Origin of the sequence: Streptomyces shinuiensis (assembly GCF_043660855.1) — a bacterium.
In the GTDB taxonomy this organism is placed as follows: domain Bacteria; phylum Actinomycetota; class Actinomycetes; order Streptomycetales; family Streptomycetaceae; genus Streptomyces.
Genome location: NZ_JBIHML010000001.1, coordinates 3,021,044 through 3,047,268 on the forward strand (window position 1 = coordinate 3,021,044; position 26,225 = coordinate 3,047,268).

Here is a 26,225-nt window from a genome sequence, read left to right on the forward strand (position 1 = left end):
GCCCCGGGTCTCGGCGGGCCCGGGCGCGGCTCAGTCGCGCGCGGCGACCGGCTCGCGCTCGTCCGCCTTCGCGGTGGGACCGTTCAGCTCGCGCTGGAGCTTCTCGCCCTCGACGTCGACGTTGGGCACGACCTTGTCCAGCCAGCGCGGCAGCCACCAGGCGGACTTGCCCAGCAGTGCCAGGACGGCCGGGACGACGGCCATGCGGATCACGAAGGCGTCGAAGAGGACGGCGACGGCCAGACCGAAGCCGATCATCTTGATCATCGACTCGGAGGAGCCGATGAACCCGGCGAAGACGCTGATCATGATCAGCGCGGCCGCGGTCACCACGCGCGCCCCCAGCTCGAAGCCGGTGACGACCGCCTCGTGCGGGGTCTCGCCGTGGACGTGGGCCTCGCGCATCCGGGTCACGAGGAAGACCTCGTAGTCCATCGCCAGGCCGAAGACCAGGCCGATCATGAGGATCGGCATCAGGCTCATGACCGGGCCGGTCTGCTCCACGCCGAAGACGTCGGCCAGCCAGCCCCACTGGAAGACCGCCACGACCGAGCCGAGGGCGGCGACCACCGAGAGCAGGAAGCCGAGCGCGGCCTTGAGCGGGACCAGGACCGAGCGGAACACCACGATCAGCAGCAGGAACGCCAGGCCGACCACGAGGATCAGGTAGGGCACCAGGGCGTCGTCCATCTTCTGCGAGACGTCGATGGCCATGGCGGTCTGGCCGGTGACCAGGACACTCGCGCCGGTGGCCTCGGCGATGCCGCCGGCCTGCCCGCGGATGTCGTGGACCAGGTCCTCGGTCGCGGCGCTGCTGGGCGCGGACTTCGGGATGACCGTGATCATCGCGGTGTCGCCGGCCTTGTTGAACGTGGGGGGCATCGCGGCGGCGACCCCGTCCAGGCCCTGGAGCCTCTCGGCGGTGGCACCGGCGGCGGCCTCGGGGTCGTCGCTGTCCTCGGCGTCCACGGTCACGATCAGCGGGCCGTTGGTGCCGGGGCCGAAGCCCTCGGCGATCAGGTCGTAGGCGCGGCGCTGGGTGGTGCTGGTGGGCTGGGAGCCGTCGTCGGGCAGGTTGAGCTGGAGGTCCTTGGCGGGGACGGCCAGCAGGCCGAGTCCGACGACGCTCACCAGCAGCACCGCGACCGGGCGGCGCAGCACGAAGCGGGCCCAGCGGGTGCCCGCGCCGTCCTTGGTCCCGGCGGCCGGGGCCGCCGCGCCGTCCTTCGCGCGCTGCTTGCGCGGCAGGACCTTCTTCCCGGCGAAGCCGAGCAGGGCGGGGATCAGGGTCAGGGCGACCAGCACGGCCAGGACGACCGAGCCGCCGGCGGCCAGACCCATCTTGGTCAGGATCGGGATGTTGACCACCGACAGGCCGACCAGGGCGATGACGACGGTCAGACCTGCGAAGACCACCGCCGAGCCGGCCGTTCCCGTGGCGCGGCCGACCGCCTCCAGGGGCTCGCGGCCCTCGGCGAGTTCGGCGCGGTAGCGGGAGACGATGAACAGCGCGTAGTCGATGCCGACGGCCAGGCCGATCATCGTCGCCAGGATCGGGGTGGTGGTGTTGAGGTCGAGGGGCACGGTCACGGCGGTGATGACCGCGACGGTGACGCCGACGCCTATCAGGGCGGTGAGCAGCGGCAGCCCGGCGGCGACCAGGGAGCCGAAGGTGATCAGCAGCACGATCGCGGCGATGGCCACACCGATGACCTCGGCGGCGCCGGTGTGCGGGACCGCCGCCATCGCGTCGCCGCCGGTCTCCACCGTCAGCCCGGCCTCCCGGCCCTCCTCTGCGGCGGCCTTGAGCGCCTCGCGCGACTCCTCGGTCAGCTCGAAGCCGGAGACCTCGTAGGTGACCTGCGAGTAGGCGATGGTCTGGTCCGGGCTCACGGCGCGGGCCCGGAAGGGATCGACGGCCTGCTGGACCTGATCGCCCTTCGCCAGTTCGGCCACGACCTCGCCGACGGCCGCCTTGTTCTCCGGGTCGGTTATCTTCTCGCCGTCGGGCGCCTTGAGGACGACCCGCGCGGTGGCGCCGTCGGGGCTGCTGCCGGGGAATCGTTCCTCCAGCAGCTCGAACGCCTTCTGCGCCTCGGTGCCGGGAATGGTGATGTTGCCGGAGGCCGCCGAGGACGCGGAGGCGGCGAGGCCGCCCGTGACCGCCAGCACCACCACCCACAACAGGGCGACCAGCCCGCGCCGCCGGAAGGCGAGGCGGCCGAGCCGGTACAGGAACGTGGCCATGAGAGTGAGGACTCCTGGTTGGGAGGAATTGGGACTCGGGAAAGGACGGGAGGTCCGGCCGCCGGGACGCCCGCCCCGGCCGCCGGCCTGGACCGGCCGGTCAGGAGAGGCCGAGCGAGGGGAAGACGACCGCGTTCAGATAGCGCTCCATGTACGCGGCGTCCGCGTCCCGGTTCTCGATCAGCTTGCGGGTGCCCAGCGCCCCGATGATCAGGTGCGGGACGAACTCGATCGCCGGGTTGGCGGGATCCACCTCTCCGCGTTCGGCGGCCCTGTGCACGGCGGCGTCGAACGCCTCCAGGCCGGGCCGGATGTGCAGCTCGTACAGGGCCTGCCACAGTTCGGGATCCTTGGAGACGGCGTGTGCCAGGCCGTTCAGCAGGGCGGTGTCCTCGGAGGCGTGGCAGATGAAGTCGCTCACCATCTGCCGCAGGTCCCCGGTCAGGGAACCGGTGTCGGCGTCCTCCGTGTGGCTCTTGCCCAGATGGCGCAGAGCGGTGGCGACCAGCTTGGGCTTGCTCTCCCACTGGCGGTAGAGGGTCGCCTTGCTGGACTTGGTGCGCGTCGCCACCGCGTCCATCGTCAGCGCCTCGTACCCCTGCTCGCGCACCAGGGCGACCACGGCCGTGAACACCTCGTGCTCCCGCTCCGGGGTCAGCCGGGTGCGGCGGGTGGGTGTGGCGGCGGCCGCCTGATCGGACATCTGCGCCCTCCGGTGGGAACGAAACGGTTTCGTACACCTGGAGTGTAGGGGGCCGGGGGATCGAAACGCAAAAGTATCGAAACGATTCCGTTTTCCGTGCCGCGTTCGGCCTGTCCGGATCGCCCTGTCCCGTCCCGCCGGGGCTACCCGGCGAGTCCGGCGAAGGCCCGGTGGAAGGCCGCCCGCGTCGGGGAGCCGGCTCGGCGGTCGAGGACGGCGAAGACGACGTGCGCGAAGCGCCCGGCGAACCGGCCGCCGCCGGCCAGGTGCGATCGGAACACGCCCGCGACGACCGCCGGGTCGTTGCGGAACACCCCGCAGCCCCACGCCCCCAGCACGAGCCGCCGGTAGCCCTGCGCCGCGGCCACCTCCAGCACCCGCTCGGCGCGTACGAGCAGCGCGCCGGGGACGCGGCCGGCCTCCTCGGGGGCGCGTCGCGCGATGACGCCCGCGTTGGGCGCGGGCGAGGTGAGGAAGCCCGCCTGGAACGGCTCCTCCAGCAGCGCACCGCGCTCGTCGCGGAAGACCGGCACACCGGGCGAGTGGATGACGCGGTCACTGTAGAAGGGGCTGCGCTCGGCCCGGTGGTGCTCGTAGTACCCGGGAGCGCGCAGCAGGCAGACGTACAGCGCGGAGGCGCGGCACAGCGCCTCCTCCTGCGCCTGGGCCCCGTTGAGGTAGCCGCCGCCCGGGTTGCGCGCGGAGGCGAAGTCGAGGACGGCGACCGGGCCGCCGGGGTCCGGGCCGTCACCGGAACCACCGGTGACCAGTCGGCGGGCGGCCTCCAGACTGCTCTCCTCCGTCACCTCGAAGACGGTGGGCAGCCGCTCCCCGGCCCCGGGCACGGGCACGGGGCCGAACAGAGCGGTCCCCTCCACCGCCGCGGCGACCGCCCCGGCGATGGACACCTCCCGGCCGCCGGGCGCCGTGTACCAGCCCCGCTCGACGATCTCCTCGGTCTGCTTCGCGATCCCGCGCAGCCATGCGCTCATGCCGGTCTCCCGTGCCCCCCGTGCCCCGTGCTGTATGACGGTGAGATCGTCGGCGACCGGCGGCCCGGCGCGCAAAGGAATTCCCGGGCTCTCCGCGGCGGGAGGCCGGGCGTCCGGCCTCCCGCCGCCGTTCACGGCCGGCCGAGCAGCCTGCTGCCCGCGACGGTCGAGACGCGGGCGGTGAAGAACTCCGTGAAGCCGCGCACGAACTCCTCCTCCGTGAGCCGCCCGTCGCCGTCCGCGTCGAGCTGCCGGAAGCCGTCGTTCAGCTCGGCCGGGTGCACCCGGGAGCCGCCGAAGAGCGCGCGGTACTCGTCGGGGCCGATCTCCCCGCTCCCGTCGGTGTCCCCCGCGCGGAAGAGGGCGCGTACGGCGATGTGGAGGCCGTCCTCCAGGTAGCGCGCGTCGCGGTCGCAGCCCGCGAGGGTGGCGGCCACGAACTCCGCCCGGCCGACCCGGCCGTCCCCGTCGGTGTCCATGGTGGCGCCCATGTGCCGCCACCAGGCGTCGAAGGCGGCGTAGACCTCGTCCTCCCGTTCGGTGGTCAGCTCCAGCTGCCAGCAGGCGTTGTGGGCCATGGCCCGCAGGTCGGCGGCGTCGACGTACCCGTCCCCGGTCTGGTCCATGACCTGCCGGAAGAAGGCGTCCAGCCGGGGCGGGCGCGGGTCGTGCCGCGGGGGCCGCGGCGCCCGGGGGCGCGGCACGGCCCCGGTGGGCGGCACGCGGTAGCGCAGCCGGTCCGGCAGCCGGGTCAGCAGGTGCCGCGCGCCGTGGTGCAGGACGCGTGACAGCAGCGCCGCCGCACGCGGACGCGGCAGTCCGAAGCGCTCCCGGAAGGCGGGCGGCAGATCGGCGACGGTCAGTGCCGCCAGGGTGCGTGCGACCACCACCCGCAGCAGCGGCCACAAGGTCCGCAGACGCCGCAGCCGGCTCGGGCAGGGCGCCTCGCGGAGGATGCCGAACAGCAGGTACTTCACCTCGCCGCCGTACTCCAGCCGTTCGCGGACCATGCGGTCGACGTACGCGGGCACGTCGGCGGCGGTCGGCGGCAGGACGTGGCCGGGCAGCCCGAACTCGGCGCAGACGGCGAGGAACTCCCGGTACAGCTCGTCGAGCTGCCCGGGGGTGGGCGGGTCGCCGGACAGCTCCCGCATCGCCGTCATCGACTCGTAGAGGGTGACCAGCACCCAGGCGCGCACCTCGGGATCCTCGGCCGTGTACGCCCCGCCCCGCCCGTCGGCGCCCCGGATGCGGCGGTGGGTGCGCTCCAGCCGGGCGACCTCCCGGCGCAGGCTGTCGGCGTCGGAGAAGAACAGGCGCTTGCCGCTGTCCATGGTGTGCTGCACACGGCGCCAGGGGTGCGCCCGGTAGGTGGAGTGGTCGGCCATCCCGGCGGCGACGACCGGGTGTGCGGTCTGGAGCACCAGCAGCCGCCAGGCGACCAGGGCGATGCGCCGTTCGCCGAGGGTACGGCGCAGGAGGGAGCCGGGGCCGGGCAGGTCGGTGCTGGGCATGGGGCCGCTCCGGGGTTCGCGGTGGTGTGGAGTCCGCCCCAGCGTGGCCGCGGCCGGGGGCCGGCGGGTCCCGGAGAGCCGCCGCGTCACCGGAAGGTGTGAATCACGGGCTCGCCGTGCATGGAAGCCGTGCGCGCGAGCGGAACCGGTGCCGCGGAACGGGCCCCGCGCCTCCGTGGGCGCGGGTGCGGCCGGGCCCGGCGTACGGCGTCACACCGGGGGCCGGGTGTGACAGGACAGGGCCGGGAGGGTGCCCCGCACCGCGGTCCCCGCGCGGTGACCGCCCGTCCGGGCACCCGGCGGTCAGTGCCGCAGCAGCCAGGCGATCCGGTCCAGGGAGAGGGCGTGGTAGACCGCGAGCACCCCGGCGAGCACCAGGGCGGGTACGCGCGCCCCCGCCGCGTACAGCGCGGCGGCACCGCCGAAGAGGAGGGCGAGCTCCAGCACCAGCCTCACCGGACCCGGCGTCGCGACGACCGTCTCCCCGGAGCGCGAGCCGTCACCGGGGGTGGCGAACACCCCCCAGACCACCGCGGCCACAGCGGCGCGGCGAAGGCCGCCGCGTACCGCAGCGGTCCGGGGCCCGCCGTGTGCCAGGCCCAGTAGGCGAAGCACGCGAGCGCGGCGAGCTCCAGCAGGAACCGCAGCCCCAGCAGGGCCGGGTGGTACCCGAGCCTCATCGTCGTCCCCGTTCCGCCGGCCGGACGCCGGTGTCCCGCCGCCCGCCCGGAGTCTCGCAGGAGACGGGCTACACGGACGCCAGCGGGGCCCTCCCCGGCGTGCCGGAGTCCGGACCGGTCCGCGGGCCCGGTCCGTAGGCTGCCACCGCGGCGAACACCCCCGCGAACAGGTAGGCGGGCGCCGCGAACCACGCTCCGCCGTGCAGCGTCGCGCCGGGGCCGAGCGTGCTGGAGAGGACGAGGAGCGCGGAGAGGTGGAGCGCGCACAGGGCGAGCGGGAAGGCGACGGTGATGCCGTGGTGGACGGCGTACGTGCGCAGCAGCAGGGCGACCGCCCCGGCCAGGACCACCACCGCCGCCACGGCGAACACCACCGCGTACAGCCGGAACCGCAGCACCTCGTACGGTTCCCAGTAGCTCTCGGGTTCGAGGAGGCTCGCGACACCCGCCAGCACGAGGACGGCGGCGGCCGACACCGCCGCGCCGCAGGCCGCGAAGCGGGCGCGCGGGCCGCGCACCCCCGCCGTCACGGCCAACAGGACCGCGACGACGGCGAACTGGGTGGTGTTGTGCACGTAGAACTGTGCGACGGGATGGACGACGCCGGGCACGTAGCCGTCCAGATATGCGGCGTCGGCCCCCACGACCTGGTAGTCGTTCGGCCCCGTCGCCCAGGTCAGCGCCATGCCGACCATCACCGCCAGAGCCGATACGACCGCCCCGGCCAACCCCGCCCACCGCACTGCCCGCCCCGTCATGGCCCGCGACCCTAGCGCACCGGCAACGGCTCGGAAACGGAAACTCCCCTGTTGGCCGGGGCGCCCGCGTCGGTGCGGGTGCCGGTGCCGGTGCCGGTGTGCGGAAAATGCCGGGACGTCCCGCGCCGGTCGGCGGTAGCTTCGGCCCTCATGAGCTGGCTCCCCGACGACTTCGTCCACCCCGTCCATGTGCCCGTCCCCGGCACCGCGCTTCACCTGCGGCCGATCCGGGAGGCGGACACCCCCATCGACTACCCCGCCGTGATGGGCTCCCGGGAGCGCCTGTGGGAGATCTTCGGCCCGGCCTGGGGCTGGCCCCCGGAGACGATGACCTATGAGGAGGACCGCGTCGACCTGCTGCGGCACGAGGAGGAGATCGCCGCGCACCAGTCGTTCAACTACGCGCTGCTGAACGAGGAGGAGACGGTGCTCTACGGCTGCGCCTACATCGACCCGCCCGAGCGCACCGGCTCCGACGCGGACATCTCCTGGTGGGTGGTGGACGACCTCGTCGGCGGCGAGGAGGAGCGCGCGCTCGACGCGCTGGTGCCGCGGTGGATCGACGCCGACTGGCCCTTCCGGCAGCCCCGTTACATCGGCCGCGACATCAGCTGGCAGGACTGGCTCGCACTGCCGCCCGCCGCGTGACAGGCCCCCGGCGCGGCGCGACGCCGTCTGGCGGCGCTCGCGCTCGTCTGGTTCTGTCTCGTGTGGTGATACGCGGACCATGGACGCCGGACAAGGTCCGGCAGGGGGAGTGGGAATGAGTTTCCGGCTGGCGGCGTATGCCGTGTGCGTCGAGGACGGGCGGGTGCTGCTCGCCCGTCACTTACTCCCGGACGGCGGGAGCAGGTGGACTCTTCCGGGCGGCGGGGTCGAGCACGGGGAGGACCCGTTCGACGCGGTGATCCGGGAGGTCGCCGAGGAGACAGGCTGCTCGGCGGTGGTGGACCGCCTGCTGGGGGTGGACTCGCGGTTGATTCCCGCGACCGCCACGCGTGAGGGGGTCGTGCACCAGAACGTCGGCGTCTTCTACCGGGTCCGCATCACCGGCGGCCGGCTCCGGCCCGAGCCGGACGGCGACATCGTCGAGTCGGTCTGGACCCCGGTCTCCGACGTCACCGGCCTGCGCCGGTTGTCGCTGGTCGACGTCGGCCTCGCCCTGGCGCGGGACCTTCCGCCGACCGGCCATGTCGACCCTGTCCCGGTCGGCGGCCTGATCCAGCACTGAGGCGCTGCCGGCGTCCGCCCGTCCCGCGTGCCCCGGCCGGGGCGGGCGCTCAGTCCAGGACGGCGGTGGCCTCGACCTCGACCAGGTGCTCGGGGGTGTGCAGCGCCGCCACGCCCAGCAGTGTGGCCGGCGGGACCGGGGTGGTGCCCAGCTTCGCGGCGGCCCGGGAGATCCCCTCCAGGAGCAGGGGCATCCTGTCGGGGGTCCAGCCGACGACGTGGACGTTCAGCTTCGCCACGTCGTCGAAGGTCCCGCCGACCCCGGCCAGGGCGGCGGCGACGTTGAGGTAGCACTGCTCGACCTGGGCGGCCAGGTCGCCCGCGCCGACCGTGTTGCCCTCGGCGTCCCAGGCGACCTGCCCGGCGACGAAGACCAGCTTCGAGCCCGACGCGACCGACACCTGCCGGTAGACGTCGGTGGCGGGCAGTCCGCCGGGGTTCACCAGAGTGATGGCCATGTCAGTTCGTCTCCTCGTCCGGGCACCCGTGGGCTCCCGTGGTCTCTTGCGGTTACTCGGAAACCGTAGGAGAGTCTGTGCTGACCTGGAAGAACGCACTTTTGAGTGACTGGGGAACCTCATGGTGACCAAGCAGTTCGGGGACTCCCCCGAGGAAGCGGACCTGCGGCGCGCGGACTCCCTGGCGCGGGAGATCTTCTCGGACATCGCCAACAAGTGGGCCCTGCTGATCATCGAGGCCCTGGGGGAGCGCACCCTGCGGTTCAGCGAGTTGCGGGACGAGGTCGAGGGCGTCAGCCACAAGATGCTCACCCAGAACCTGCGCATGCTGGAGCGCAACGGCATGGTCGAGCGGACGGTGCACCCCACCGTGCCGCCACGCGTCGAGTACACCCTCACCGAGCCGGGCCGGGACCTGCGCGAGGCGGTCGACGTGATGTGCGACTGGACCCACCGCTACCTCGGCCACATCGAGACCGCCCGCAGCCGCTTCGACAACTGACCTACGCTGCGAGGGAATCGGGCTCCCCCTCCCCCTGCGGGACGTTCGCTACGCTCGCGGGCGGACAGGCTGAGCGCGGACCCGCCCACAGCGCGGCGGTTCACCTGACGGGGGCTCACGGGTGCGCGCCGTGGGCGCAACGGGGACTGGGAGGTCTCATGCCGATGGCACGACGCGTAACCGCTCCGCTCGCCGTCGGCGGGCTGCTGGCCGCACTGGCCGCCTGCTCGGGGGACTCCGGAGGGAAGGCCGACGCCTCCCCGGAGCCGAGGGCCGAGAGGATCAGGACCGTGGTCCAGCTCTCCGAACTGTGCTCGGAGATCGGGGACGGACACCCCGGGGCGGCGAAGTACTCGGGCGACGGACCGCACCGCACGGCCGTCTTCCGCTCCGGATACCGGACCGACAAGGACGTGATGACCGGCACGGTGCTGCAGGAGCGCGTGAGTTTCGACGGGCTGCCGGATCTGTCGAAGACCACCCCGGTCTCCGAGATCGAACTGCTGGCCTGCGGCAAGGGGGAGCGGGGCGAGGAGCGGGAGCGCGACTGCGAGTACGCGGAGTCCGGCCGGCTGGATCCGCAGGAGAGCTACCCGATGTACTCCCAGACGTTCACCTACACCGTCTACGAACTGCGCACCGGACGCGTCGTGGACACCATCACGAGGACTCCGCAACCGCAGTGCCCGTCGAAGATCGGCTACCGCAAGGGCGGTTCGGGAGCGCCGGACAAGGTGTACGCGCAGATATCGGACCGGGAGGCGTCGCAGGTGCTGAAGCAGGTGGTGGAGGGTCCGGCGCGCTGACGGCCCGGTGAGCCGGTCCCGCCGGGGGCGGGACCGGGAAGCGGCGGGGCTCCTCCCGGACCCCCGCCGGTGCTCAGTCGACGAAGTGGTCGAACTCGCCGGCCTTGATGCCCTTGAGGAAGGCGTCGAGCTTGGTGGGCGTGGTGACGACGATCTCGTCGGGCTTGCTGCTCTCGCGCATGAGGACGCGATCGCCGTCCCGGGCGATCTCGATGCAGTTGTTGCCACCGTTTCCGCCGCAGGATGCGGCGTGCCACTCGATGGGTGCGGACATGTCGGCTCGTCCTCCCGGGGAGTCAGTGTGTGAGATGGTCGAGTTCGCCCGCCTTGGCGCTGAGTATCAGCGTCCGCAGCGCGGTGGTCGTGATGGCGATGGTCTGCCCGGGCCGTTCACTCTCGCGGAGCCGGATCGCCCCGGCGTCGGAGCGAAGCTCCACGCAGTTGTTCCCGCCACCGGCACAGAAAGACGACTTCTGCCAGGCAATCTCAGACATCTGTCTGTCCTTTCACAGTTGGTGAGCGGATTCTCTGATGAGATCCCGCGACTTCTTGACGCCCAGGGCCCGTTTCTCCATGGCGGAGAGGAGCTGCCGGTACGACCGGAGCTGGGCATCGGCATCCAGGAAGATCGGCCCGTGCGCCGAGTCGAGGTGAACTGTGTCGAGTTGGGGGACTGGCCCGCCCGCGTACAGCACCGCCTGGCCTGAACCGGCGACGCCGTCGGAGTCGAACGGGATCACCCGTACGGTGACCTTTGGATGCTCCGAGATCTGCAGCAGGTGGTCGAGTTGCCTTTGAGTTACCTCACGGCCCCCGAAGCGCATCCGCAGAGCCGTCTCATGAATCAGTGCTGTGTAGCCGGAAAGTTCCGCCCGCTCCAGGACTCTGGCTCGCTGCGACCGATGGTCGAGCATGACCTCCATATCGCGTCTTGAGAGGCGGGGAAACCCGAACTCGAAAACAGCGCGTGCGTATGCCTCTGTCTGCACGATGCCAGGTACGTGAACGATCTGGTACGTGCGGAGGTAGGCGGAGTGGTGTTCCAACTCCGTCACGTCGAGGAAGCCTGCGGACAGGACGCCCCGGTACTCCTCCCACCACCCTCTGGTTCGGTCGGTCGCCATGGCGACGAGTGCGTCGACGTACGCCTGGTCGTCGCACCTGTACGCGCCGGCGAGGGTGCGCACCCGGTCGGCGCTGACGCCGAAGCGGGCGGTCTCGACCTGGCTGATCTTGGTGTGGTCGATGCCGAGGATCGCAGCGGCCTCGCGGGCGTTGTACCCGGCCGCCTCCCTCATCTTGCGCAGCTCGGTGCCAAGTCGCCGTTGCCGGGCGGTCGTCACTGTCCTCGGTGGCATGGCGACAGTCTGCCCTCTTACGAGTGAAGTGGTCCAAGGGGATCCACATGGATCCTCGCGAATCGGTAGTCATGTTTATCCCGAGTGTCCTATGGCCCTCGGTAGCTCAGCGTGAACGCCAGTGAACCCGAAGTGCAGTTGGCCTCCCCTGCCCGCGTACCGTCGCGGGCGGGGGAGGGCGGCCGAGCCACGGTGGTGGGCGCGTGTGCTCCGCAGCGAAATGCAAGCGAACCGCGAACGAACCGCGTTGGGAGAAGACGCAGATGACCGTGACCGCACCCGGCAGACCCGCCACCGCCGTCTACCGGCTGACCGAGCCCGCCCTGCCCACCACCCCGGGAGTCGCCCGCGACGCGGTCGCGGCGTGGCTGTGCGCCGCCGGGCACCACGGGCTGCTGGACACCGCCCGCACGCTGGTCAGCGACGTGGTGACGAACGTCGTCGTGCACACCCGCGTACCGCATCTGTGGGTCGGGGCCGCCGTCACACGGCTGGGCGCGGTCGTCTCCGTGTGGGACGGCGACCAACGCGGCGTCCCCCGACCGCGTCAGGCGGCCGAGGACGACACCGGCGGGCGCGGGCTGTTCCTGGTGGAAGCGCTCAGCCACGCCTGGGGCGTGAGCTGGACCGGAGGGGCGGAGCCGGCCGGGAAACGGGTCTGGTTCGAGCTGCGCGCCTCGCGCGAGGGGACGTGAGCGCGATGGACTTCACCGCCCTGTGCCTGGGCGCGCTGACCATGACGGTCAGCGCGGCGCTGACCGGCTTCGCCGTGGCCGCCGCCCGCAACTCCGGCGGCACCGGCGTCTGGTGCGAGGCCACCGTCCTGGACGCGGACACCCACCGGGAGTGGCTGCTCGACTGCCACCGGGCCCGCAACCCCCGCCGAGCCCTGCGCTGGATACGCGCCCAGGCCCCGCGCCTGGCCGACCGTATCGACCCGTCCCCGGACGCGCCCTGGGCCGCGCCCGGCACCATCCGCCCGCACGAGCCCGGCCGGCCGTGCGGGCCGGACGGCTCCGGCAGGCCGGACCCGGCCGCCGTCCTGCGGTGCCGGCCGCTGGACGGGATCACGGACCGCGACGCCCTGCGGGTCCTGGGGGACGGCGGCCTCCACGTCCTCACCGCGCCGGACGGGGACGGCCTGCGCTACCGGCTCTCCGCCCGAGCCCTGCGCTGACGCCCCGCCCCGACGCCCCGCCCCGACGCCCCGCCCCGACGCCCGGGGGCCGGGCCCGCCCCGCGGCGGACCCGGCCCCGGAGTCCCGTACCCGGACCGCTCGGACGGTCACCTGCCGGCGAAGGCCAGCAGGGCCTCGTTGACCTCGGCTGCGTGCGTCCACAGCAGGCCGTGCGGCGCGCCGTCCACCTCGGCGTACTCCGCCTCCGGGAAGGCCTTGTGGAAGGGGCGCCCGGTGGAGTCGACGGGCAGGATGTTGTCGCCGGTGCCGTGCAGGATCAGCGAGGGCTTGCCGGCGGCGCGGACGGCGGCCACGTCCTCGCGGAAGTCCTCGATCCAGGCGGGTACCACCGCGTAGGCGGCGACGGGCGCGGAGGAGGTGGCGGTGTTCCAGCTGGCGGTGACGACCTCCTGGCTGATGCGGGTGCCGAGGTTGTCGTCCAGGTTGTAGAAGTCCTTGAAGAACTGGGTGTACCAGGCGTAGCGGTCGGCGCGGGCGGCCTCCTCGATGCCCTCGAAGACCGAGCGCGGCACCCCGCCGGGGTTGTCGTCGGTCTGCACCAGGAACGGCTCCAGCGAGGCCAGGAAGGCCAGCTTGGCGACCCGCTCGTGGCCGTACGTCCTGACGTAGCGGGCCAGTTCACCGGTGCCCATGGAGAAGCCGACCAGGATGACGTCGCGCAGGTCCAGCGTCTCCAGCAGGGTGTTCAGGTCGGCGGCGAAGGTGTCGTAGTCGTAGCCGGTGCCGACCTTGCTCGACTGGCCGAAGCCGCGGCGGTCGTAGGTGACGACCCGGTACCCGGCCGCCAGCAGCTCCCTGGTCTGGAGTTCCCAGCTGTGGCCGCTGAGCGGGTAGCCGTGGATGAGGACGACCGGCTGCCCCGATCCCTGGTCCTCGTAGTACAGCTCGATGTCGGTGGTGTTCTCGCTGCCGACCTTGACGTAGCCCATGGGAGCATCCTCTCCACTGCGGAGAACGGTCGTTCTCTCGCTCTGTCGACTACAGTAGAGAACGTTGGTTCTCTTTGCAAGGGGAGTTCTCGTGATCGATGAGCAGACAGCGCGCGAACGGGTGGTGTCCGCCGCCGACCGGCTGTTCTACGCCCGGGGGGTGCAGGCCGTCGGCATGGACGCCGTCCGCGGCGAGTCAGGCGTCTCGCTCAAGCGCATCTACGCGCTGTTCCCCTCCAAGGAGGAGCTGATCGTCGCCGTGCTGCGGCACCGCACGGACCGGTGGAACGCCGGCATCACCGACGCGGTCGACGGGGCCGGGACGCCGCGCGAGAGGCTGCTGGCGGTCTTCGACTTCCTGGCCGGCTGGTTCCGCGAGGACGACTTCCGAGGCTGCGCCTTCATCAACGTGTTCGGCGAACTGGGCGGCGGCAGCGACCGGATCGCCGAGGCGGTGCGCGAGCAGAAGGAGTCCTTCGGGCGCGAGGTGGCCGCACTGGTCCGGGCCGCGGGCGGCCCGGACCATCTCGCCCCCCAGCTCGTGCTCCTCGCCGAGGGCGCCCAGACCACGGCCGCCATATCGCGTGACCCGGACATGGCGGGCCACGCCCGCGCCGCCGCCGACACCCTCATCCGGTGCGCGCTGGACGCCGCCGGGGAACGCGCCCCGGCGGCGTGAGCGCCGTACGCGCCCCGGCGCCCGGCGGGGTGTCATGGCCGTACGGCCGGGAGGGGGCGGTCGGCGCGCGGTCGGCCCCCGCGCAGGGCGTCACCGGGGCGGCGGTGCGCGGGGACGGGCCCGGCGGCCCTGGCCGCCGAGCCCGTCCCCGTCCGTCCGACAAGCCCCCGGTCTTCCGTCCGGAAAATACGCCGCGGCCTTCTCCGGATGGCCCGGAGTGATGTCGGAGGAGGCCCATTCCGTTCGGCCCAGGTGGTATGGAACGGTCCCGCTATCCACACAGGGCCGGAAACGGGTCAACGCCCCCGGGTCGACCCGGCGAATCCGCGATTCCCCGGCCGTTTTCCGGGAAAGCGGCCGTCCCGTCCGGCTCTGGACTGAGATAGCGGAAGACAATCCCTCACGCCGGATACCGATGGAGGTTTTTCCGGTTCGGGGAGAGACCTGCGGGGCCCGGTGGCCGTCGACTCGGCAGACCGGACCCCGCAGACGGAGATGTCACCGGGATGGCCGGTGACTCAGCACTTGTTGGGCACCCCGCCGGTGCTGTCGCCGCTGAGGGCGATGGCGGTCACGTAGCCGTTCTGCTTCGGCCAGGTCCGGTCGATCAGGACCCACTTGTTGTTGGTGTAGCCCTCAAGGGTGACGGTCTCGCCGTACGTCCAGCAGATCGCGGGGTAGGTGTAGCCCGGGGCCACGTAGCTGAGGATCTCGCTGCTCGTGTTGGGCTGGGCCCGGACGTTGGCCCGCAGCCATGCGTAGACCTGGGTGTTCTGCACCTTGACCGGAGTGGTCTGCACCTTCGGCGTCGCTGCGGCGGTGGCTTCCTGCGTGGCCTCGGCGGCATGGGCGCCGGTGGCGCCGGTGACACCCAGGCTGAGCAGGAAGGCGGCCCCGACGGCAGCGGTCGTCTTCAGTGCGGTTCGCATACAGGAATTCCTCTCCTGGGATCTTTCTCGAGTGATACGTAATATCGTCATCCTGTAATAATCAAGCGGGAAGACATTTTTCGGCCAGTCCCGGGGCGGGAATTTTTCATGGCTCGCTCCCGCCTTTTTCGGCCATGTGGGGAGAGGGTGCGAGGGGCCGTATGCGGAGTCTTCGGAAAAACGCTTGTTACGCGCTCGGCCTGCCGATACCGAGTCGCTTCCGGCCCTGTGCGGAAGGGTTTCGGCCCCTGCGGCGGCAACATGTGAAGGCCCTGTCTCCGGCCTCTGCCTCTCGTGACGGTCCGTCGACACAGCCGGCGGACCGTCTCCCGTCGTGCGGCCGCCGGCGGACACACCCCGGCCCCCGGCCGCCCCGACGGATCGGGGCGGCCGGGGGCCGGGGAGTGGGGGCGTACGTACGCGGGCTACGCGCCCTTGGGTTTCTCCAGGCGCGGGAAGAGCGCCGCGCCCTTGGTGACCCGGGTGCCCGCCGGGAGCAGGCCCCAGGCACCGGCGTCCTGGACGCGCTGGTCGGCCAGGGCGCCCAGCGGGGCCTGCGCGCCCAGCGAATCCCACAGCAGGCCGGAGGTGCGCGGCATCACCGGGTTGAGCAGGACCGCGCAGGCGCGCAGCGACTCGGCGGCGGTGTAGAGGATCGTCGCCAGCCGCTCCTGGGCCTCGGGCGAGGTGTCCTTGGCGACCTTCCACGGCTCCTGCTCGGTGAGGTAGCCGTTGACCTGCTTGATGAAGTCGAAGACCGCCGCGATGCCGCCCGCGAAGTCCAGCTCGTCGCCGATGCGGCGGTCGGCCTCGGCCACGGCCTTCACCATGCCGTCCCGGACCGCCTGCTCGGCCTCGCCGTCCGCCTTGGACTCGGGCAGCAGCCCGTCGAAGTACTTGTTCACCATGGCGGCCAGCCGCGAGGCGAGGTTGCCGTAGTCGTTGGCCAGCTCGCTGGTGTAGCGGGCGGAGAAGTCCTCCCAGGAGAAGGAGCCGTCCTGGCCGAAGGCGATGGCGCGCAGGAAGTACCAGCGGTAGGCGTCCACGCCGAAGTGCCCGGTGAGCTGCTGCGGCGAGATGCCCGTCAGGTTGGACTTGCTCATCTTCTCGCCGCCGACCATCAGCCAGCCGTTGGCGGCGACCTTCCCCGGCAGCGGCAGGCCCTGCGCCATCAGCATCGCGGGCCAGATCACCGCGTGGAAGCGGAGGATGTCCTTGCCCACCAGGTGGACGTCGGCGGGGAAGGTCTCCTCGAACTTCCTCTGGTCGGAGCCGTAGCCGACGGCGGTGGCGTAGTTCATCAGGGCGTCGATCCACACGTAGATCACGTGCTTGTCGTCCCAGGGGATCTTCACGCCCCAGTCGAAGGTGGAGCGGGAGATCGACAGGTCCTCAAGGCCCTGGCGGACGATGTTGACGACCTCGTTGCGTGCCGACTCGGGCTGGATGAACTCCGGGTGCCTCTCGTAGTGCTCCAGGAGCTTCGGCCCGTACTCGGAGAGCTTGAAGAAGTAGTTCTCCTCCTGGAGCATCTCCACGGGCTTCTTGTGGATCGGGCAGAGCTTCCCGCCCGCCCGCTCCCCCTCGCCGTCCAGCAGGTCGCCGGGGGACTTGTACTCCTCGCAGCCCACGCAGTACGGGCCCTCGTACTCGCCCTTGTAGATCTCGCCCTTGTCGTACAGGTCCTGCACGAACTCCTGGACGCGGGCGGTGTGCCGCTCCTGCGTGGTGCGGATGAAGTCGTCGTTGGCGATCCCCAGGTGCTCCCAGAGGGGCTTCCACGCCTCCTCCACGAGCTTGTCGCACCACTCCTGCGGGGTGACCCCGTTGGCTTCCGCGGTGCGCATGATCTTCTGACCGTGCTCGTCCGTGCCGGTGAGGTACCACACCTTCTCGCCGCGCTGGCGGTGCCAGCGGGTGAGCACGTCGCCTGCGACGGTCGTGTAGGCGTGGCCCAGGTGCGGAGCGTCGTTGACGTAGTAGATGGGGGTCGTGACGTAGAACGCCTTCGCCCCCTGCTGCTCTTTTCCAGTGGCCGCCATGGGGGAAATCCTAACGGTCCGGGGCCGTGCCGCCGGTCCGGATACCGCCGTGCGCGGGGGCGCCTGGACGGCCGGGGGAAGGGCGTGGGAGGGGGCTTCGGACACCGGTCGTGCCGGTGCGGCGACCGTACGGATCCGGCCACGGCGGGCGCGCCGGTGGCCGCCGAACGGCCTGCCGATTCCACGGGGCGGATTCACCCCGCGTTCACCGCCGAGTCGCCCCCCGTCGTGGCCGCGCGCCTAGCGTCCGACACGCGTAGACACCGAACATCCGGAGGGGACCATGCGCAAACTGCTGCCGCTGATCGGTTCGCACCCCGGCGGGAGAGCCGCCCTGACCTGCCGCTACCGCTGCGGCGACGCCTGCTTCCACGAGGTGCCCAACAACAGTGGCAACGAGTACGCCGGCGATGTCATCGCCGCCGCCCTCTCCCGCCGCTCGGTGCTGCGTGCCGGCGCCGTCGTCGGCGCCACCGCCGCGGCCGGGGTGGCGGTCGGTATCGGCCGGGCGCCCGCCGCCGCGACCCCCGCCGCCGCACCGGGCAAGGGCTGGGAGAAGGGCCGCGGGAAGGTCCGCGGGGCGGCGCGCGGCCTGCGCTTCGCGCCCGTGGCGCCGAACACCGCCGACGCGGTGACCGTCCCCGAGGGCTACGCCCAGAACGTCGTCATCCGCTGGGGCGACCCGATCCTGCGCGGCGCGCCCGCCTTCGACCCGGAGAAGCAGAGCGCGAAGGCGCAGGCCGGCCAGTTCGGCTACAACAACGACTTCCTCACCCTGCTGCCGCTCAAGGGCGAGCGCGGACGCCAGGTGCTCTTCGCCAACCACGAGTACACCGACGAAGAGCTGATGTTCACCGGCTACGACGCGGACAACCCCACGCGCGAGCAGGTGGAGATCGCCTGGGCCGCGCACGGACTGTCCGTCGTCGTGGTGGAGGAGGACCGCCGCACGGGGAAGCTCACGGCCGTCCCCCGCCACCACCTCAACCGCCGCTTCACCACCAGCAGCGAGTTCCGCCTCACCGGCCCAGCAGCCGGGTCCGACCTGCTGAAGACCTCCGCGGACCCCACCGGCACCAGGGTGCTGGGCACCCTCAACAACTGCGCGGGCGGCACCACCCCCTGGGGCACGGCGCTGTCGGGCGAGGAGAACTTCAACCAGTACTTCGCAGGCGCCGCCTCCGTCACCGACCCGGAGGTGAAGGCCAGGCTCAGGCGGTACGGCATGAGCGGCGGCGCGTCGGGACGCAAGTGGGAGCGGTTCGACGACCGCTTCGACCTCACCAAGGAGCCCAACGAGGCCAACCGCTTCGGCTGGGTCGTCGAGGTGGACCCGTACGACCCCGACTCCGTGCCGCGCAAGCGCACCGCGCTCGGCCGCTTCAAGCACGAGGCCGCCGAGCCCCGCCTGACCGCCGACGGCCGTCCGGTCGTCTACATGGGCGACGACGAGCGCTTCGACTACTTCTACAAGTTCGTCTCCTCCAGGCGGATGATGAAGGGCGACAGCCGCGCCGCCCGCGAGCACAACCTCACGCTGCTGGACGAGGGCACCCTCTACGTGGCGAAGCTGACCGGCGACAGCCCGGCCGACGGGATCGACGGCAGCGGAAAGCTCCCCTCCGACGGCGAGTTCGACGGCTCCGGCGTGTGGATCCCGCTGGCCACCAGCACCACCTCCCACGTCCCCGGCATGAGCGCCGAGGAGGTCTACGTCCACACCCGGCTGGCCGCCGACAAGGTGGGCGCCACCAAGATGGACCGTCCCGAGGACGTCGAGCCCAGCCCGCGCACCGGCCGCGTCTACATCGCGCTGACCAACAACTCCCGGCGCGGGGTCGACTCCAACCCGGCCGCCGACGAGGCCAACCCGCGCAACGCCAACAAGCACGGCCAGGTGCTGGAGCTGGCCGAGCACTGGGACGACCCGGCGGCCGACGGCTTCGCCTGGCGCCTGTTCCTGGTCTGCGGCGACCCGGAGGACCCCTCCACCTACTACGGCGGCTTCCCCAAGGACCAGGTCAGTCCGATCTCCTGCCCGGACAACATCGCCTTCGACGACTACGGCAACCTGTGGCTGTCCACGGACGGCAACGCGCTGGGCTCCAACGACGGCCTGTTCGGCGTGGCCACGGCGGGCGGACGGCGCGGCGAGGTGCGGCAGTTCCTCACGGTGCCCGTCGGCGCCGAGACCTGCGGCCCGATCATTCAGGACCGCCGGGTGCTGGTCGCGGTGCAGCACCCGGGCGAGGTGGACGGCGCCAGCTACGAGCAGCCCGCCTCGGCCTGGCCCGACGGGCCGGGCAAGGTCGTCCGGCCGTCGGTCGTCGCCGTCTGGCGCGAGGACGGCCGGGGCATCGGCGCCTGAGCGCGGCCCGGCTGCCGGGCCGGACCGCCGGCTCTTGACAACTTGACATGTCCTTGTGTGCATGGGCCGGTACCGGGAAGGAGGAGGTGAGAAAACCGTCCCGAAAGGGTGAAGTCATGGAGATAACCGGCATCATAACCGCGATCGTCATCGGCATCGTCGTCGGTGTGCTGGGGCGGCTGGTCCTGCCGGGCCGCCAGCGCATCGGTGTCCTGTGGACGATCGCGGTCGGTATCGTCGCCGCCCTGATCGGTACGTTCATCGCGGCCGGGATCGGTGTCGCGGACACCGGCGGCGTCGACTGGATCGAATTGCTCATCCAGATCGGCCTGGCCGCGGCGGGTGTCGCCGCCGTGGAACGCGCCAAGGTCCGCACCTGACGGGACCTCCTGCCCGCCGGGTCCTTGCGCCCGGCGCCTTCGGGAAGCACCGGCCCGGCGGAAGAGCGGCCCCCACAGCCGCCTTCCGCCGGGCTCTCGGCTGCCTGGGACCGGGCCCCACCCGGTCCCGCGGACAGCCGGGAGACCGGGGGTGGTGTGTGCCCCGGCCTCCGCCGCCTCCGGCGCGACGGCCCCGCCCGGCTCCGTCCGAACCCACCGGGCAGGGCCGGCTCCCTCACCCCGGAGCCGGTGTCGGACACGGACTCAGCCCGTGTGGTGGTCCCGCTGGACGAGCGCGGCGTGCTCCAGTACGTCCTCCATCGGGTCGTCGATCTGCCCCGTGGAGATCAGCGCGACGGTCGGCCCGTTGTGCGATCCGCGGTGGGTCTCGTCGGCCCACGCCGGCGCGGCCCCGCCCGGCAGCGCGACCGCCACCACGGCCGCCCCCGCCGCCACCACGCACCCGCGCGTCGTCCGGTTCCGTCTCACCGTGTTTCTCCTCTCGCTCTCATCCGGTCACGGCGATCGCCGTTCACCGTTCGCCGTGCATATCTGCCGGTGAGCGGAAAAGTTACGAACGGATTGTGGATCTGCCCTACGACGTCCCACGGTGCGCCCCGTCGCGCGCTCCGGGGAGCGTCCGCGCCCGCGAAGCCGCTTCGGCCGCCGGCCCGGCGCCGCCGCGCACGCGCGGGGCGAACGGCTGAGGGGGTGAGAAGGCAGAGAAGAGTTCCGTCTGTGAGGGTTCCAAAATTGATACCCTCATGTTTGAGGATTCCAAAGATGGAACCCTCACAGCTGAGACTCTCTGCGAGGCGAGGTGTCGATGGCGGACGGCTTCATCGGGCGCGAGCGGGAGCTGGCCCTGCTGGGACGGATACTGCGCAAGACGGAGCGGGGCGACCGGCCCGGCCGGGCCGTACTGATCCGGGGGCGGCGGCGAGTGGGCAAATCGAGGCTGGTGGAGGAGTTCATCGAGCGCTCCGGACTGCCGAGCCTGTTCTTCACCGCCTCGGCCCAGTCCACTCTCTCCGCCGACCTCGGCCTGTTCATGGAGGAACTGGCCGCCTCGGACCTCCCGGGCGCGGCGGAACTGGCCGGCCAGTCGCCCCGCAACTGGGACGCCGCGCTGCGCCTGCTGGTCACGGCCCTGCCCGACGACCGCCCCGCCGTCGTCGTGCTGGACGAGATGCCGTATCTGATCGGCAACGACCCCGGCTTCGAGGGCACCCTCCAGAAACTCTTCGACCGGGAGTTCTCCCGCAGACCGGCGCTCCTGCTGTGCGTGGGCTCGGACCTGGCGATGATGGAGCGGCTCAACGACTACGACCGCCCGTTCCACCAGCGCGGCACGGAGATGGTGGTCCCACCGCTCAACCCCTCCGACGTGGCCGGGATGCTGGACCTGCCGCCCGCCGAGGCGTTCGACGCCTACCTAGTCTCCGGCGGGCTGCCGCTGGTGCTGGAGGAATGGCCACGAGGCGGCGGCGTCTTCGACTACCTCCAGGACGCGCTCACCGACCCCACCTCCGCACTCGTCGTGAGCGGGGAGCGGTCGCTGGCCGCCGAGTTCCCGGCGGACGCCCAGGCCCGGCTGGTGCTCGGGGCGATCGGAGCGGGGGAGCGGACGTACTCGCTGATCGGGCGTGAGGCGGGCGACCTGCCCAAGGCCAGCCTGAGCCGGGCGCTGCGACTGCTCGGAGCCAAGAGGGTGGTCGATGCGGCCACGCCGCTGTCGACGCGCCCCTCCAAGGAGACGCGCTACCACGTCGCCGATCCCCATCTGCGCTTCTGGCTGGCCTTCCTCGGCCCGCACCTGCCGGAGGTCGAACGGGGCAGAGGCGATCTGACCCTGGAGAGGGTCCGCCGCTCGTGGGCGGCCTGGCGGGGGCGCGCGGTCGAACCCGTCGTCCGCGAGGCGCTGCTGAGAATCCGGGAGGGCGGACTGCCCGAGGGAACCGGGGCCGTGGGCGGCTACTGGACCCGCACCAACGACCCCGAGATCGACATCGTCGGCGCCGACCGGGCGCCGATCGCCAAGCGGATCACGGCCGTCGGCTCGGTCAAGTGGCTGGAGAACCGCCCCTTCGACGCCCGCGACCTCTCCCGCCTCCTGATCCACCGCTCCCAGCTCCCGGGCGCGGACGAGGACGTCCCGCTGTACGCGGTGACCAGATCGGGCGCCACGGTGGACGGGATCCGCGTACTCGGTCCCGGGGAACTGATCACCGCCTGGAGCTGAGCCCGGAGCCCGCACCCGGTGTGCGGGCCTACTCGGGAAGGAGTTCGCGGACCCGGGCGCGGAAAGTCCGCCAGCGGCGCTCGTTGCCGTGGACGAGCGCCGCCGACTCGGCCAGCAGATCCGCCGCGCGGTCGAGCAGCTCGGAGGCCGAGTAGAGGTAGGCGGGCGCCGTACGCCCGCCGGCCAGGTCGAGGCGGAGGGCGGCCGGGGAGAAGTCGACGCGCGCCAGCAGCTCCAGGGCGCGGCGCAGCAGCCGCGCGATCAGGGACAGCAGGCCGGCGGCCTGCCAGTCGTCGGCGATGATCCGGTGCCGCTCCCCGGCCAGATCGGCGAGCGCCGGATGGGCGGCCAGGTTCCCGGCCGTCCGCCACGACTGCTCCATGGCGCCCGACAGCCAGGTGCCGGTCTGCTCGCTGTCGTCGGCGAGCAGACCGATGTCGCGCCTGAGCCGCTTCAGCTCGGCCGGCTCCTCCCCGTCCTCCATGAAGAGGACACCGGCCTCGGCGACGAGCCCGGGGGCGTTCAGGTCCTCCGCGCCGGTGAACGCCGGGCCCTCCGTACGCTCGCCGGCGCCGACCGTGCTCCACCGGTCGGCGAGCGCCTTCAGCACCCGCGAGTGCGCCTGGAGTCCGGCCGCCTGCCGCAGGGGCGCCTGCGCGTAGAACTCCTCGTGCTCGCGGTGGAACCGCGCGAGGTTGTCGATCATGCGCAGCAGCGGCTCGGGAGGGGCGGACGGCGCTCCGTCCCCGTGCTGGTCCTCGGGCATGCGGGCAGTGTGTACCGGCCCCGTGCGCGGGGGCGGCCGGGCACGCCCGCCGGGGCGGGGCCGGGGCCCGTTCGGCGCAGCGGGGCCGGGCCCCGGGCTCCCGGCTCGCCGCCGGCCCGCGCCCGGCCCGGAAGGCACTGTGGTGCAAGACACACCGGATTCATCTCGCCACTCTCCGTGGCCGCACGGGACGGAGTGTCGGCTCATTATAGGGATATTTTATTTTTATCCTCTTCGTGAAATTTCCATCTCCTTGCTCTGGGTTATCGGGTCTTGTTCGAGGGTCGGCCGCCGGGCTGGATAAGTTTTGGGTCCTCATTTAGCCTTTCCGGGGATTCGGGCGCGGCCCCTCTTGCTTGCCCGGTTTTGTTTCACAGGGTCGACCGGGGTCGCGTGATATTTTTCCGCTCGAAAAGGAGAGGTCTCATGGCTTCCGTTCTGCGCGCCACAAGGTCTTTCTGTGTGGCAATCGCGGCGAGCTTGTTCGTTCTCACGGGTCTCGCGGTTCCCGCAAGCGCCATCCCGGAGGAACCCCCTGTCGGGGCGATGCAGCTGGAGAAGTGCGGGAGTCTCGACAACGGCGAGCTCTGCCTGTATTCGCCGGAGAATTCAACAACCGGTTACTACACCACTGAGTACTGCCGTACCGGCGGATCGGGAACGATCACGGTCCAGTTCGGTTACCAGCTCGACGGCGGCGGCTACGTGTGGGACGGCTGGGAGAACCAGTTCATCTCGACCGGAAACTGCGGCTCGTACACCCGGTACCTCTCCAGTCTGCCTGCCGACGGCGCGATTCGCGGAATTATGATGTCCAGCGGAAACGTGTATGTGACCCAGTGGCGGTACCTCTGATCCGCTCTCTTTTCCCCGTGGCCTGTGGAGCCGTATGCCGAACGGCCCCACAGGCCGCACGGCACAGGTAAGGGGGAAGTGATGTGGCGAATCGTCCTTCACTTGACACCGCTGACGACCGTACTTGTTCTGGTGGCTTTCTTTCTGGGATCGGTCGGCGCACACCGTGCGAGCGAACTCCGGCCGGACCTGACACGCCGTGCGGCGTGGGCGGCGCTCGTCGTCTGGGGTCTTCTGGTGGGTCTCGCGACGCTCGCCGGTGACGGGAGCGAGGGGGGCAGCGGCCTGGTTTGGTGGGGGCAGGGCGTGGAGACCCTACTCAACGACTCGCAGGACCAGGTATCCGGAAACGAGAGATCCATGGTCCTCCGGCAGTGGGTGGCGAACTGCCTCATGTTCGTTCCGCTTCCACTCCTTCTGTCCCTGTCGGCGCGAGGTGGTGCATCCGTGGTGCGGGCCATGGCTGTCGGGCTGGGGGCGAGCGTCATGATCGAAGCGCTGCAGTGGCTGCAGGGAGCGGGCCGCGTGGTGGACCTGGAGGATGTTCTCTTCAACACGCTCGGATGTGCTGTCGGGGTCGGTGTGAGCGTGCTCGCCGGCCGGGTGGTGAGGCGCTGGAACGGCCGGGTGCCCGTCCGCTCCGGACCGTGACGGGCCGACGGCCGCGCCCCTGCTCACGTGACTCCACCCGCGCGTTTACGCGTGGGTGGAGTCACGACGGGCGATCTCACCGAGGCGCAGGACAAGGCCCAGCCGTCCCGGACCCGCACGCTCGGCCATGACCTGAGCTTCGACGGAGAGGGCCGGGTGACCAGGGTGCAGTCGCTGTACAACTCCTGACCGGTGCGCCGCTTCTGCTCGGCAACGGCACCCTGTACCCGGCCGGCGGCACGCACGACCGCACCGTCGGCGGGTACGGCCCCGCCTCGGCCCGCCTCGCCCCGGCTCTCACGGCTGCGGGCCCGCGCACCGGGCCACATGCGGGGCCCGTGCCGGTCCGCCGGTCGCCGGGGCCTCGGCGTCACCTCCACCGGCTACTGCGCCACCTTCTGTGCCCCCGCCCCCCGGCCAGTCCGGTCTGTGACCGGACTGGCCGGCGGCTTCTTCCGGGAAGAGCGCGGAGGGGAAATCTCGGGGGCAGGGGCGGAATTCGACATTCCGCGACCGGTGATGTCGGCGGGATTCCGTCGGGCGCTCTCGTGGGACGACTCCTCGATGTGCTGCACTGGCTGTCGGTTTCCGGGGGGAGGCGGGACGGCGATGCGCCTGATGACGGCCGTGCGGTTGGGAACGTCTGTCGTCTCGGGTGTGGGAACTGACGCAGACGTACCAGGGGCGTATGGACGTTCGCTGCATCGACATCAGATCCCGGGATTACTGGATCGTGGAGAACGACGGGTCGCTGTGGATCGAGCGAGCCACCGAGGACGCCGATGTGCGTAGCTGCGGAAAGGAATCCTTGATGTCCATCTGTAACACGCGCCCCGTGGAGGCGGGATGACGGACCGGGAGATCGACGCGGGAATGCTGAGATGCCTGCGGCTGGCCCGTGAGGCGGTGTTCTCCGGGAACTACGGGCTGGGGGCGGTGGTGATCCGGGACGGCGCCGTCCTCGGGGAGTCGGGCAGTGGACTCGTCCAGGGCCACGACCCGACCGCGCACCCGGAGGTGCAGGCCATCCGCCGGGCTGCCGAACGGGTCGGCTCCCGCTACCTCGCCGGCGCATTCCTGCTGACGACGCTGGAGCCGTGCCCGATGTGCACCGCCGCCGCGATCTGGGCCAAGACGCGCGGCATCGCCTTCGGCGCCACTCAGGAGGACGCCCGGAGCTGGGCGTCCGAGCATCCCGACGAGACTTTCACCTGGCGGCAGATCGACCTCCGGGCCCGCGACGTGGTCCGGGCCGGGCGTCCGCGGCTGGAGGTGCGCGAGGGGTCCGCCGGGACGAATGCCTGGAACTCTTCCCCCTCACCGCCCGGAAGGCTGCCGGGCAGGCCCCGGTGGGCGGCGCGGCGGGGCGCCGCTGAGGCGGGCGGTAGCGGGAAGACGTGAGCGGCCCGCCCCGGGCGGGGCGGGCCGTGGTGCACGGGGCCGGGTGCCGGGGTGTGCCGGTCAGCTCGGCCAGTAGGACCAGCTGGAGCAGCCCTTGTGGTCCTCGCAGACCCGGAACTGCTTGATGCGTGAGCTGTAGCTCGCCCACGGGCCCCAGTTGCCGTCCGCGCCGTTGCCGTCCCACTGCGAGACGTGGGCGCCGTTGGCCAGGTAGGCGTCGGCGTAGACGCCGTTGCCGTCGCGCTCGCCGTCGTAGGCGCGCATCGCGTAGGCGGTCGCCTGGGCGGCGTCGCTGCCGTGGTGGCGCGTCACGGTCGCCGACGCGGATGTGGCCGTGGTCAGGGCCAGCAGGATCGCGCCGCCGAGCACGGCGGCCGTACGCGCGACTCTCCTCGTCGTCCCGGTCGTCCTCGTCATGTTTCCCCCTTGCGGTCGCTTGCGGTGCACACGGGCCGGGCGGCCCGCTCCTCCAAGTCTGGGAAGGAGATGTGTCGACTTCTCGCTTTTGGTGAATATGCATCCGAAAGGGTTGTTCG

General features: G+C 71.7%; 29 protein-coding genes and 1 pseudogene. 14 read left to right on the forward strand and 16 right to left on the reverse strand.

What is annotated here, in order from left to right; all coding sequences use genetic code 11:
- Nucleotides 1-30 precede the first annotated feature (30 nt).
- The 6 genes and pseudogenes from ACGRHY_RS13640 to ACGRHY_RS13665 all read right to left on the reverse strand — a co-directional run bounded on the left by ACGRHY_RS13640 (nt 31) and on the right by ACGRHY_RS13665 (nt 6,894).
- Nucleotides 31-2,247 carry an MMPL family transporter gene (locus tag ACGRHY_RS13640; RefSeq protein WP_394635613.1) on the reverse strand — a complete coding sequence of 739 codons (2,217 nt, stop codon included), beginning with the start codon at nt 2,245-2,247 and terminating at the stop codon, nt 31-33.
- A 100-nt stretch (nt 2,248-2,347) separates the two neighbouring features.
- A complete protein-coding gene (locus ACGRHY_RS13645) occupies nt 2,348-2,950 on the reverse strand; it encodes a TetR/AcrR family transcriptional regulator (RefSeq protein ID WP_394635614.1) in 603 nt (200 codons plus the stop codon).
- Nucleotides 2,951-3,093: 143 nt separating this feature from the next.
- The gene (locus ACGRHY_RS13650; RefSeq protein WP_394635615.1) at nt 3,094-3,942 is read right to left on the reverse strand and encodes a TIGR02452 family protein; all 849 of its coding nucleotides are present in this window, start codon (nt 3,940-3,942) and stop codon (nt 3,094-3,096) included.
- A gap of 131 nt (nt 3,943-4,073) precedes the next feature.
- Complete coding sequence (locus tag ACGRHY_RS13655; RefSeq protein ID WP_394635616.1) at nt 4,074-5,456, reverse strand: oxygenase MpaB family protein; 1,383 nt, start codon at nt 5,454-5,456, stop codon at nt 4,074-4,076.
- Between the two features lie 303 nt (nt 5,457-5,759).
- Nucleotides 5,760-6,136, reverse strand: a pseudogene (locus tag ACGRHY_RS13660) (YrdB family protein).
- Nucleotides 6,137-6,204: 68 nt separating this feature from the next.
- A complete protein-coding gene (locus ACGRHY_RS13665) occupies nt 6,205-6,894 on the reverse strand; it encodes a hypothetical protein (RefSeq protein WP_394635617.1) in 690 nt (229 codons plus the stop codon).
- 150 nt (nt 6,895-7,044) lie between these two features.
- On the opposite strand from ACGRHY_RS13665, the gene ACGRHY_RS13670 reads away from it, so the two are divergent.
- On the forward strand, nt 7,045-7,542 hold the full coding sequence (locus ACGRHY_RS13670; protein ID WP_394635618.1) for an N-acetyltransferase: 498 nt from the start codon (nt 7,045-7,047) through the stop codon (nt 7,540-7,542).
- Nucleotides 7,543-7,657: 115 nt separating this feature from the next.
- Entirely contained in the window at nt 7,658-8,125 is a 468-nt protein-coding gene (locus ACGRHY_RS13675) for an NUDIX hydrolase (RefSeq protein WP_394635619.1), read from the forward strand.
- Between the two features lie 49 nt (nt 8,126-8,174).
- Here ACGRHY_RS13675 and ACGRHY_RS13680 read toward each other — a convergent pair whose 3' ends face one another.
- Nucleotides 8,175-8,582, reverse strand: coding sequence for a RidA family protein (locus tag ACGRHY_RS13680; RefSeq protein ID WP_394635620.1), 408 nt, complete (start codon nt 8,580-8,582; stop codon nt 8,175-8,177).
- A gap of 121 nt (nt 8,583-8,703) precedes the next feature.
- Here ACGRHY_RS13680 and ACGRHY_RS13685 point away from each other — a divergent pair, with 121 nt between their 5' ends.
- Both ACGRHY_RS13685 and ACGRHY_RS13690 read left to right on the forward strand, forming a co-directional pair.
- Entirely contained in the window at nt 8,704-9,084 is a 381-nt protein-coding gene (locus ACGRHY_RS13685) for a winged helix-turn-helix transcriptional regulator (RefSeq protein ID WP_394635621.1), read from the forward strand.
- 164 nt (nt 9,085-9,248) lie between these two features.
- Nucleotides 9,249-9,890: a hypothetical protein gene (locus ACGRHY_RS13690; protein WP_394635622.1), complete on the forward strand. Its 642-nt coding sequence runs from the start codon at nt 9,249-9,251 to the stop codon at nt 9,888-9,890.
- 73 nt (nt 9,891-9,963) lie between these two features.
- Here the strand turns inward: ACGRHY_RS13690 and ACGRHY_RS13695 are convergent, their stop codons facing one another.
- From ACGRHY_RS13695 to ACGRHY_RS13705, 3 genes are read right to left on the reverse strand one after another with little or no spacing between them, the layout of a single operon-like run.
- The gene (locus ACGRHY_RS13695; protein ID WP_394635623.1) at nt 9,964-10,164 is read right to left on the reverse strand and encodes a DUF397 domain-containing protein; all 201 of its coding nucleotides are present in this window, start codon (nt 10,162-10,164) and stop codon (nt 9,964-9,966) included.
- A 22-nt stretch (nt 10,165-10,186) separates the two neighbouring features.
- Complete coding sequence (locus tag ACGRHY_RS13700; RefSeq protein ID WP_394635624.1) at nt 10,187-10,384, reverse strand: DUF397 domain-containing protein; 198 nt, start codon at nt 10,382-10,384, stop codon at nt 10,187-10,189.
- Nucleotides 10,385-10,396: 12 nt separating this feature from the next.
- Nucleotides 10,397-11,248, reverse strand: a complete 852-nt coding sequence (locus ACGRHY_RS13705; protein ID WP_394635625.1) for a helix-turn-helix domain-containing protein — start codon at nt 11,246-11,248, stop codon at nt 10,397-10,399.
- Nucleotides 11,249-11,511: 263 nt separating this feature from the next.
- Here ACGRHY_RS13705 and ACGRHY_RS13710 point away from each other — a divergent pair, with 263 nt between their 5' ends.
- Complete coding sequence (locus tag ACGRHY_RS13710) at nt 11,512-11,943, forward strand: ATP-binding protein (RefSeq protein ID WP_394635626.1); 432 nt, start codon at nt 11,512-11,514, stop codon at nt 11,941-11,943.
- The gene (locus tag ACGRHY_RS13715) at nt 11,940-12,425 is read left to right on the forward strand and encodes a hypothetical protein (RefSeq protein WP_394635627.1); all 486 of its coding nucleotides are present in this window, start codon (nt 11,940-11,942) and stop codon (nt 12,423-12,425) included. The genes ACGRHY_RS13710 and ACGRHY_RS13715 overlap by 4 nt, the downstream gene beginning before the upstream one ends.
- Before the next feature lie 108 nt (nt 12,426-12,533).
- Here ACGRHY_RS13715 and ACGRHY_RS13720 read toward each other — a convergent pair whose 3' ends face one another.
- Nucleotides 12,534-13,376, reverse strand: coding sequence for an alpha/beta fold hydrolase (locus ACGRHY_RS13720; RefSeq protein WP_394635628.1), 843 nt, complete (start codon nt 13,374-13,376; stop codon nt 12,534-12,536).
- Nucleotides 13,377-13,467: 91 nt separating this feature from the next.
- Here ACGRHY_RS13720 and ACGRHY_RS13725 point away from each other — a divergent pair, with 91 nt between their 5' ends.
- Complete coding sequence (locus tag ACGRHY_RS13725; RefSeq protein ID WP_394635629.1) at nt 13,468-14,055, forward strand: TetR/AcrR family transcriptional regulator; 588 nt, start codon at nt 13,468-13,470, stop codon at nt 14,053-14,055.
- A 518-nt stretch (nt 14,056-14,573) separates the two neighbouring features.
- Here the strand turns inward: ACGRHY_RS13725 and ACGRHY_RS13730 are convergent.
- Nucleotides 14,574-14,984, reverse strand: coding sequence for an SH3 domain-containing protein (locus tag ACGRHY_RS13730; RefSeq protein ID WP_394635630.1), 411 nt, complete (start codon nt 14,982-14,984; stop codon nt 14,574-14,576).
- A 425-nt stretch (nt 14,985-15,409) separates the two neighbouring features.
- Nucleotides 15,410-17,026, reverse strand: coding sequence for a methionine--tRNA ligase (metG, locus tag ACGRHY_RS13735; RefSeq protein ID WP_394635631.1), 1,617 nt, complete (start codon nt 17,024-17,026; stop codon nt 15,410-15,412).
- A gap of 283 nt (nt 17,027-17,309) precedes the next feature.
- Between metG and ACGRHY_RS13740 the strand changes: the two genes are divergently transcribed.
- Nucleotides 17,310-19,394, forward strand: coding sequence for a PhoX family protein (locus tag ACGRHY_RS13740; RefSeq protein ID WP_394635632.1), 2,085 nt, complete (start codon nt 17,310-17,312; stop codon nt 19,392-19,394).
- A gap of 116 nt (nt 19,395-19,510) precedes the next feature.
- Nucleotides 19,511-19,774, forward strand: coding sequence for a GlsB/YeaQ/YmgE family stress response membrane protein (locus ACGRHY_RS13745; RefSeq protein ID WP_394635633.1), 264 nt, complete (start codon nt 19,511-19,513; stop codon nt 19,772-19,774).
- Between the two features lie 264 nt (nt 19,775-20,038).
- Here the strand turns inward: ACGRHY_RS13745 and ACGRHY_RS13750 are convergent, their stop codons facing one another.
- Complete coding sequence (locus ACGRHY_RS13750; protein ID WP_394635634.1) at nt 20,039-20,263, reverse strand: hypothetical protein; 225 nt, start codon at nt 20,261-20,263, stop codon at nt 20,039-20,041.
- A gap of 337 nt (nt 20,264-20,600) precedes the next feature.
- Between ACGRHY_RS13750 and ACGRHY_RS13755 the strand changes: the two genes are divergently transcribed.
- Nucleotides 20,601-22,016 carry an ATP-binding protein gene (locus tag ACGRHY_RS13755; RefSeq protein ID WP_394635635.1) on the forward strand — a complete coding sequence of 472 codons (1,416 nt, stop codon included), beginning with the start codon at nt 20,601-20,603 and terminating at the stop codon, nt 22,014-22,016.
- 28 nt (nt 22,017-22,044) lie between these two features.
- Here ACGRHY_RS13755 and ACGRHY_RS13760 read toward each other — a convergent pair whose 3' ends face one another.
- A complete protein-coding gene (locus tag ACGRHY_RS13760; protein WP_394635636.1) occupies nt 22,045-22,782 on the reverse strand; it encodes a hypothetical protein in 738 nt (245 codons plus the stop codon).
- A 426-nt stretch (nt 22,783-23,208) separates the two neighbouring features.
- Here ACGRHY_RS13760 and ACGRHY_RS13765 point away from each other — a divergent pair, with 426 nt between their 5' ends.
- The 4 genes from ACGRHY_RS13765 (at nt 23,209) to ACGRHY_RS13780 (ending at nt 25,689) form a co-directional block, all read left to right on the forward strand.
- A complete protein-coding gene (locus tag ACGRHY_RS13765; RefSeq protein WP_394635637.1) occupies nt 23,209-23,637 on the forward strand; it encodes a hypothetical protein in 429 nt (142 codons plus the stop codon).
- Between the two features lie 81 nt (nt 23,638-23,718).
- A complete protein-coding gene (locus tag ACGRHY_RS13770) occupies nt 23,719-24,288 on the forward strand; it encodes a VanZ family protein (protein WP_394635638.1) in 570 nt (189 codons plus the stop codon).
- 51 nt (nt 24,289-24,339) lie between these two features.
- On the forward strand, nt 24,340-24,477 hold the full coding sequence (locus ACGRHY_RS13775) for a hypothetical protein (RefSeq protein ID WP_394635639.1): 138 nt from the start codon (nt 24,340-24,342) through the stop codon (nt 24,475-24,477).
- A gap of 657 nt (nt 24,478-25,134) precedes the next feature.
- Nucleotides 25,135-25,689, forward strand: a complete 555-nt coding sequence (locus tag ACGRHY_RS13780; protein ID WP_394635640.1) for a nucleoside deaminase — start codon at nt 25,135-25,137, stop codon at nt 25,687-25,689.
- 60 nt (nt 25,690-25,749) lie between these two features.
- On the opposite strand, the gene ACGRHY_RS13785 is transcribed toward ACGRHY_RS13780, so the two are convergent.
- Entirely contained in the window at nt 25,750-26,106 is a 357-nt protein-coding gene (locus ACGRHY_RS13785; protein WP_394635641.1) for a hypothetical protein, read from the reverse strand.
- Nucleotides 26,107-26,225 lie beyond the last annotated feature (119 nt).

What these genes read in the sequence shown, in the direction of transcription:
- ACGRHY_RS13640 (WP_394635613.1), bottom strand. Translation starts at nt 2,247, where the DNA reads ATGGCCACGTTCCTGTACCGGCTCGGCCGCCTCGCCTTCCGGCGGCGC.
- ACGRHY_RS13645 (WP_394635614.1), bottom strand. Translation starts at nt 2,950, where the DNA reads ATGTCCGATCAGGCGGCCGCCGCCACACCCACCCGCCGCACCCGGCTG.
- ACGRHY_RS13650 (WP_394635615.1), bottom strand. Translation starts at nt 3,942, where the DNA reads ATGAGCGCATGGCTGCGCGGGATCGCGAAGCAGACCGAGGAGATCGTC.
- ACGRHY_RS13655 (WP_394635616.1), bottom strand. Translation starts at nt 5,456, where the DNA reads ATGCCCAGCACCGACCTGCCCGGCCCCGGCTCCCTCCTGCGCCGTACC.
- ACGRHY_RS13665 (WP_394635617.1), bottom strand. Translation starts at nt 6,894, where the DNA reads ATGACGGGGCGGGCAGTGCGGTGGGCGGGGTTGGCCGGGGCGGTCGTA.
- ACGRHY_RS13670 (WP_394635618.1), top strand. Translation starts at nt 7,045, where the DNA reads ATGAGCTGGCTCCCCGACGACTTCGTCCACCCCGTCCATGTGCCCGTC.
- ACGRHY_RS13675 (WP_394635619.1), top strand. Translation starts at nt 7,658, where the DNA reads ATGAGTTTCCGGCTGGCGGCGTATGCCGTGTGCGTCGAGGACGGGCGG.
- ACGRHY_RS13680 (WP_394635620.1), bottom strand. Translation starts at nt 8,582, where the DNA reads ATGGCCATCACTCTGGTGAACCCCGGCGGACTGCCCGCCACCGACGTC.
- ACGRHY_RS13685 (WP_394635621.1), top strand. Translation starts at nt 8,704, where the DNA reads ATGGTGACCAAGCAGTTCGGGGACTCCCCCGAGGAAGCGGACCTGCGG.
- ACGRHY_RS13690 (WP_394635622.1), top strand. Translation starts at nt 9,249, where the DNA reads ATGGCACGACGCGTAACCGCTCCGCTCGCCGTCGGCGGGCTGCTGGCC.
- ACGRHY_RS13695 (WP_394635623.1), bottom strand. Translation starts at nt 10,164, where the DNA reads ATGTCCGCACCCATCGAGTGGCACGCCGCATCCTGCGGCGGAAACGGT.
- ACGRHY_RS13700 (WP_394635624.1), bottom strand. Translation starts at nt 10,384, where the DNA reads ATGTCTGAGATTGCCTGGCAGAAGTCGTCTTTCTGTGCCGGTGGCGGG.
- ACGRHY_RS13705 (WP_394635625.1), bottom strand. Translation starts at nt 11,248, where the DNA reads ATGCCACCGAGGACAGTGACGACCGCCCGGCAACGGCGACTTGGCACC.
- ACGRHY_RS13710 (WP_394635626.1), top strand. Translation starts at nt 11,512, where the DNA reads ATGACCGTGACCGCACCCGGCAGACCCGCCACCGCCGTCTACCGGCTG.
- ACGRHY_RS13720 (WP_394635628.1), bottom strand. Translation starts at nt 13,376, where the DNA reads ATGGGCTACGTCAAGGTCGGCAGCGAGAACACCACCGACATCGAGCTG.
- ACGRHY_RS13730 (WP_394635630.1), bottom strand. Translation starts at nt 14,984, where the DNA reads ATGCGAACCGCACTGAAGACGACCGCTGCCGTCGGGGCCGCCTTCCTG.
- metG (WP_394635631.1), bottom strand. Translation starts at nt 17,026, where the DNA reads ATGGCGGCCACTGGAAAAGAGCAGCAGGGGGCGAAGGCGTTCTACGTC.
- ACGRHY_RS13740 (WP_394635632.1), top strand. Translation starts at nt 17,310, where the DNA reads ATGCGCAAACTGCTGCCGCTGATCGGTTCGCACCCCGGCGGGAGAGCC.
- ACGRHY_RS13745 (WP_394635633.1), top strand. Translation starts at nt 19,511, where the DNA reads ATGGAGATAACCGGCATCATAACCGCGATCGTCATCGGCATCGTCGTC.
- ACGRHY_RS13755 (WP_394635635.1), top strand. Translation starts at nt 20,601, where the DNA reads ATGGCGGACGGCTTCATCGGGCGCGAGCGGGAGCTGGCCCTGCTGGGA.
- ACGRHY_RS13760 (WP_394635636.1), bottom strand. Translation starts at nt 22,782, where the DNA reads ATGCCCGAGGACCAGCACGGGGACGGAGCGCCGTCCGCCCCTCCCGAG.
- ACGRHY_RS13765 (WP_394635637.1), top strand. Translation starts at nt 23,209, where the DNA reads ATGGCTTCCGTTCTGCGCGCCACAAGGTCTTTCTGTGTGGCAATCGCG.
- ACGRHY_RS13770 (WP_394635638.1), top strand. Translation starts at nt 23,719, where the DNA reads ATGTGGCGAATCGTCCTTCACTTGACACCGCTGACGACCGTACTTGTT.
- ACGRHY_RS13780 (WP_394635640.1), top strand. Translation starts at nt 25,135, where the DNA reads ATGACGGACCGGGAGATCGACGCGGGAATGCTGAGATGCCTGCGGCTG.
- ACGRHY_RS13785 (WP_394635641.1), bottom strand. Translation starts at nt 26,106, where the DNA reads ATGACGAGGACGACCGGGACGACGAGGAGAGTCGCGCGTACGGCCGCC.